This window comes from Prevotella sp. P3-122 (genome assembly GCF_002251365.1).
Taxonomy (GTDB): domain Bacteria; phylum Bacteroidota; class Bacteroidia; order Bacteroidales; family Bacteroidaceae; genus Prevotella.
This window is the reverse complement of sequence record NZ_NPJH01000067.1, coordinates 1-4,686: the sequence shown is the minus strand read 5'-3', so window position 1 is coordinate 4,686 and position 4,686 is coordinate 1. Positions and strand designations below refer to the sequence as shown.

Genomic DNA, 4,686 nt, shown 5'->3' with positions numbered 1-4,686 from the left:
CAAATGAGCATACAATATTGAAGTTTTTATTATCTCATCTTTTTTATTAGTTCCGACAGAATACAGTGATATTCCGTCTTTAATATATACAATATTATTTATTTCATCACATTTTTTCCTTTTCCAAAAAAAAAGTCTCTCTACATGGTTCTGGTATGCTGGATCTTGTGAATATAGGTCATAGCAGTTGTAACCATCCTTGAATGGCAAATATTGTGAAGAAGGGCTATCATAACATCGTCTTTCTGGTCCGAATCCACTCCAAAATAAATCTGGATACATATCATAATATCTACCAGAAACGCCGTAAGGCAATTCATCAAACCATTCATTCTTGGAACTTTGGAAAACCTCCTTCCATTGAATATTCCTCCATAGACCACGTGCTGTTTTCCAAACATTTTCAAACTTGTCATTTTCAACACTCTGAATATGGAAATGTCCCATTCCTAAAATATAATCTTTCTTGTTCAGAAGTTCGTCTGTTAAAAACTCTCTGATATTACCAAAGATCAAGTCACAATCACAATATCCCCAGAAATCATAGTCTTTGACATATTCAAAAAATAGTTCCTTATACAAAGGTCTGAAATCGCACAGTTTATATGGTTTTTCCAGCCAAATCCGCATTCCCAACAATCTCTCCAGTTTGTCTTTGATATTAGGCAGAGAAGATTGTATTACTTTAATATTTGAAGCTTTACAATTAATCTGCTGGTCTGTGGCTATCAGAAAATCCACAGAAGAATTCAATATGCAACTTTCCAACCAAAAAGGAAACATATTTGGTAATTTACCAAAATATAGTAATATAACGATAATTGATTTCATATCCGTCACCTTTATGAGAAGTCAGCTATTATCTGTTCTGCATACCTTGGATCAGTACATTGTGATGGATTATGGCCATCTTCTGATTCATTGGTAAACTTGCCTTTTATAGGAACTCTGTCTTTAGCTCCCATACGGAACCATTCATATTCAATATCAAGATGTCCTAAATCAATAGCCTGATATCCTAATTTTGCCAATTCATAAGCCAATACAGTAGCTGAGATACCAAATGATAAAAGAATTAATTTATCTTTACTTACATTATTGACTATAAAATTGTATATGTCGTCATATCTGTCAAAGCCGCTAAGTGCAGGACCCAATATACGCTGGATGCTCTTTGCGTTGGCATACAAATCATTACCGATGCCGGAGCGGGTCTTTGCTCCCTCCACAATGACGACATCACGACCATCCCATATCTGTTTAATCAAACCTATATGTTCTGCACAATGACTCTTATCTTTATGCTCATAATAAAACCTTGTAAGTTGGGTGTCAAGATATACCTTGTCAAAAGACAACCAATGAAGGAACTTTTTGTGATGTCCAACTACATAATTTGTCCAAAACCCCTGCTTCGGTTTTCCATCATAATGGTTCAGGTGATTAGGTATTGCAACCTTGTGATTTGGCAAATCAGATTGCAGACATTCAAGAAGCATCTTTGAAAGCCTAGGCGAAGGATGTTGGTATTCTCCGCCCTTACCCTCTATGCTATCTAACTCACCATCACCAAAACGGCTCAAAGAACATTTATGGTCAATAATATACCTTATTGAATCCATAGAGCTCATTATCTGAAGTTTTGAGGTTTTCTTGAAAGCCATCGGAATCAAGAAATGTTCATCGATGAACTTACGTATTATTTTCTTTATCATATTATTTATGCTTTTTTCCCAAATACATATTTCATAACCAGTCTATCTTTTTCCAGTATCCATTTCAATACAAGAGAGAACGATATTGCTGCAGCAACAGGTAATGTCGCCATCAATAAATCAATGAAGAATCATGAAGCATTTGCTAAAAAACGCTGAAAACAATTTGTTACCATTAACTCTATAGCAAAATAATGAAATATATAAATATATAACGTACCCTGACCTACTCTTATTAAACTTTTATTTATTTTTAGTTTTTCTGAATTCATCCTTTTGCAAATATGCATAATAATCAGAACTTCTGCACATGAAACTATATATTCTCCATAATGAAAGGGAAATAAGAAGGAACACATCCATATTATTATGGAAGTATACAAGAGGATGTAATTATCAAAAATCTTATCATGTAACTGATAACGTTTAATAATATTACCCATCAAAAAATAAGGGAAATATTTGACGATAAGTTCCAAACTTAAAAGATTACTTATTATTTCTGGAAACCTATTTATCACTCGTGTTGCCACAAACCAAATGGCTAAAGCAAATAAATATCTAAACCAAATCTCCCCCGTTAACAATCAAAGGCATATTCATAATGTTTTAGACCACAACTGTTCAAGAACTGTTTAAGTCTTGATTTTAACAAATTAAAAGCGCCTTGATATCCTTTGGAATACCCATATCTTTCATCCGCCCATGGAGTCAATGAATGGTATTTCCAATAATATTTCTTCAATGGAAACAAGCAGTCTTTAAACCATGGTTTAAACGAATCAATATAGTGGATTATCACTGCATTTGTTTTATACTCTTCTATATCTTTTCTATAGCGAATCGGTATGTTACGACCATGATGAAGCCAATAATAACTGAACATATTGTATATGATCGGCAACTCATAGATATGGCCTTGACAAACCTTGTTCATTACGTCTTGTTCTCCAAATTCTAAGACTTCACGATTTGCAGGATCATTAAAAAAGGCAAAACATTTCTGGCGTACTTTTTCTTCTCTCCATTTTGCCAAATTAAACCACACCAAGCCGGCACATCCATAAAAAGAATCAGACGACAAACCTAAACGTTCCTTATGTTTTTCTGCACCTTGTTCATCGGTAGTCTCAGCAATCCAATAATCAACCATTTCAATGTGTTCTATTGCCTTTAAACTTCCAAGACAAATCATATCTGCATCAACATATAGGATTTTATCAACAGTTGGAAATAAATCGGCTGCATATAGTTTTAATGAAGGAAAGATTCCCCACTTACCACATACAGATAAATCTATATCCAAATCATTAGGATTTACAACCTTTACATCAAGTGTATGCCCATATCTTTCGACAAAGTCTTTCAGCTTTGCATTGTTTTTTCCAGAAATATCTGTTACCATGACATGGACAATGAATTCCATATCTTTATTATTTTCAAAGATAGAAGCTAATGTTGTGGCAACATGTGGGATATAAGTATCATTGGATACAAATAATAAATGCATAGTACATTATTGGTTTATGAATTTTTCACATGTATTTATGAGCTTGTCTGCTATCAATCTCCAATCTTCTTTGTTTTTAGGAAATCTGGCTCTGTTAATCTTAAATGATGTCAATGGGTTATGTAGATTAAGCCCATCCCAAGTCATCACATTGAAAAGATTTATAAGTCCGCCAAAACGATCTGTACTATAATCAGAATCACCTTTCAATTCTACAAAGACAACAGGTGTTTCTAATCCAAGACATGGTAATGCACAATGTATTCTGGATGTAATAACACAAGCAGCCTCCGAATATTTCCTCACTAAAGACTCAGCATAGTCCAATTTGTCTTGCTGGCTTGGATACTCCTTTTGAATACCATAATTATATTGATTTATATATTCTGCATCAACAAGCATTTCTCTATCGAACACCTTACTATACTGCATTAGGAAAAAAGCATTATAGAACAACGCCTTCAATCCTTTCTCGTGCTTTTTATATGTAATATTTCTTATAGATGACCAATGTAAAGCAAGATACATGAATGTTTTTAGAGATAACGACTTATGATTAGCAATAAGACCTGCCGTAGCACAATAAGGTTCGACAACATACACTTTATCACCTCTCTTTTGTGATTTGTATTTTTGCCCAAGGGTCAGAGTCATACATCCACTGAAATATGCATCAACTCCTTTATCTCGTAGCAAACTTGCCGATTTTGTATCACGACACCCTACAGGTTCATGTTTTTTAAAATATGATATGCTCTCATCATCAAGGAATTTTGGAAGACCACAACGATTTATATGCAATGCAACAAACAAAGGGTTGATTTTTTCTGATGGGGGCCAGTTTTCAGGATGGTTCATATACCATCCGTTCATTATCATCTTTATTTCCTCACCATCATATTTCTTAAGATCTGTTTCTCGCTCAAGAAAAGCATCTGTATAAGGAAGGAACTGCTTTGCAGCCAAAGCCTGAACATAATCCCCAATATTGATTTTCTCGTCAACACCAGTGCTGACAACCATTAAACCGTATTTCATCTTCCTATATTCTTTCAAATTTTATAATCTGCATTTTATCTTGTTTAACCAATATTTTCCTTTTAACTGGAGTTTTATAATAGCTTTTAAGACTTTCTTCTATCATCTCAATATATTGTTCATAATCAGAATTAACCATCATCGGAAGATTATTATCTACATAAGATTTATACCCTTGATAATATTTCTTTGTATGTGGAGAATTTACAGTCCATCCTACTCTAACAAATTTCTTTCCGATAATAGAGTTGCATTCTGTCCAAACATTCACAAGGGTCAGGGGACACAAGGGTCAGGGTCGAGTAGAGCGAGGGAGTTTCACCCTCACCCTCTCACAGAACCGTGCGTGAAAGTCTCCCCTCACACGGCTCTTCACACTCAACGCTTTGTGCATAGACATAACCTTGGGGTCTGACCTCTCTG

General features: G+C 34.5%; 5 protein-coding genes. All 5 read right to left on the bottom strand.

Features of this window, described 5'->3' with window-relative positions; genetic code table 11:
* The coding region (locus CIL02_RS10935; RefSeq protein WP_206073487.1) for a DUF6625 family protein at positions 1 to 831 on the bottom strand (831 nt) is incomplete at its 3' end.
* Positions 832 to 842: 11 nt separating this feature from the next.
* A complete protein-coding gene (locus CIL02_RS10930; protein ID WP_094401665.1) occupies positions 843 to 1,715 on the bottom strand; it encodes a GT-D fold domain-containing glycosyltransferase in 873 nt (290 codons plus the stop codon).
* A 580-nt stretch (positions 1,716 to 2,295) separates the two neighbouring features.
* Entirely contained in the window at positions 2,296 to 3,225 is a 930-nt protein-coding gene (locus CIL02_RS10920) for a glycosyltransferase family 8 protein (protein WP_094401661.1), read from the bottom strand.
* 6 nt (positions 3,226 to 3,231) lie between these two features.
* Positions 3,232 to 4,263: a polysaccharide pyruvyl transferase family protein gene (locus CIL02_RS10915; protein WP_094401660.1), complete on the bottom strand. Its 1,032-nt coding sequence runs from the start codon at positions 4,261 to 4,263 to the stop codon at positions 3,232 to 3,234.
* Between the two features lie 4 nt (positions 4,264 to 4,267).
* Complete coding sequence (locus tag CIL02_RS16540) at positions 4,268 to 4,534, bottom strand: hypothetical protein (protein ID WP_206073485.1); 267 nt, start codon at positions 4,532 to 4,534, stop codon at positions 4,268 to 4,270.
* Positions 4,535 to 4,686 lie beyond the last annotated feature (152 nt).

What these genes read in the sequence shown, in the direction of transcription:
- CIL02_RS10915 (WP_094401660.1), bottom strand. Translation starts at nt 4,263, where the DNA reads ATGAAATACGGTTTAATGGTTGTCAGCACTGGTGTTGACGAGAAAATC.
- CIL02_RS10930 (WP_094401665.1), bottom strand. Translation starts at nt 1,715, where the DNA reads ATGATAAAGAAAATAATACGTAAGTTCATCGATGAACATTTCTTGATT.
- CIL02_RS10920 (WP_094401661.1), bottom strand. Translation starts at nt 3,225, where the DNA reads ATGCATTTATTATTTGTATCCAATGATACTTATATCCCACATGTTGCC.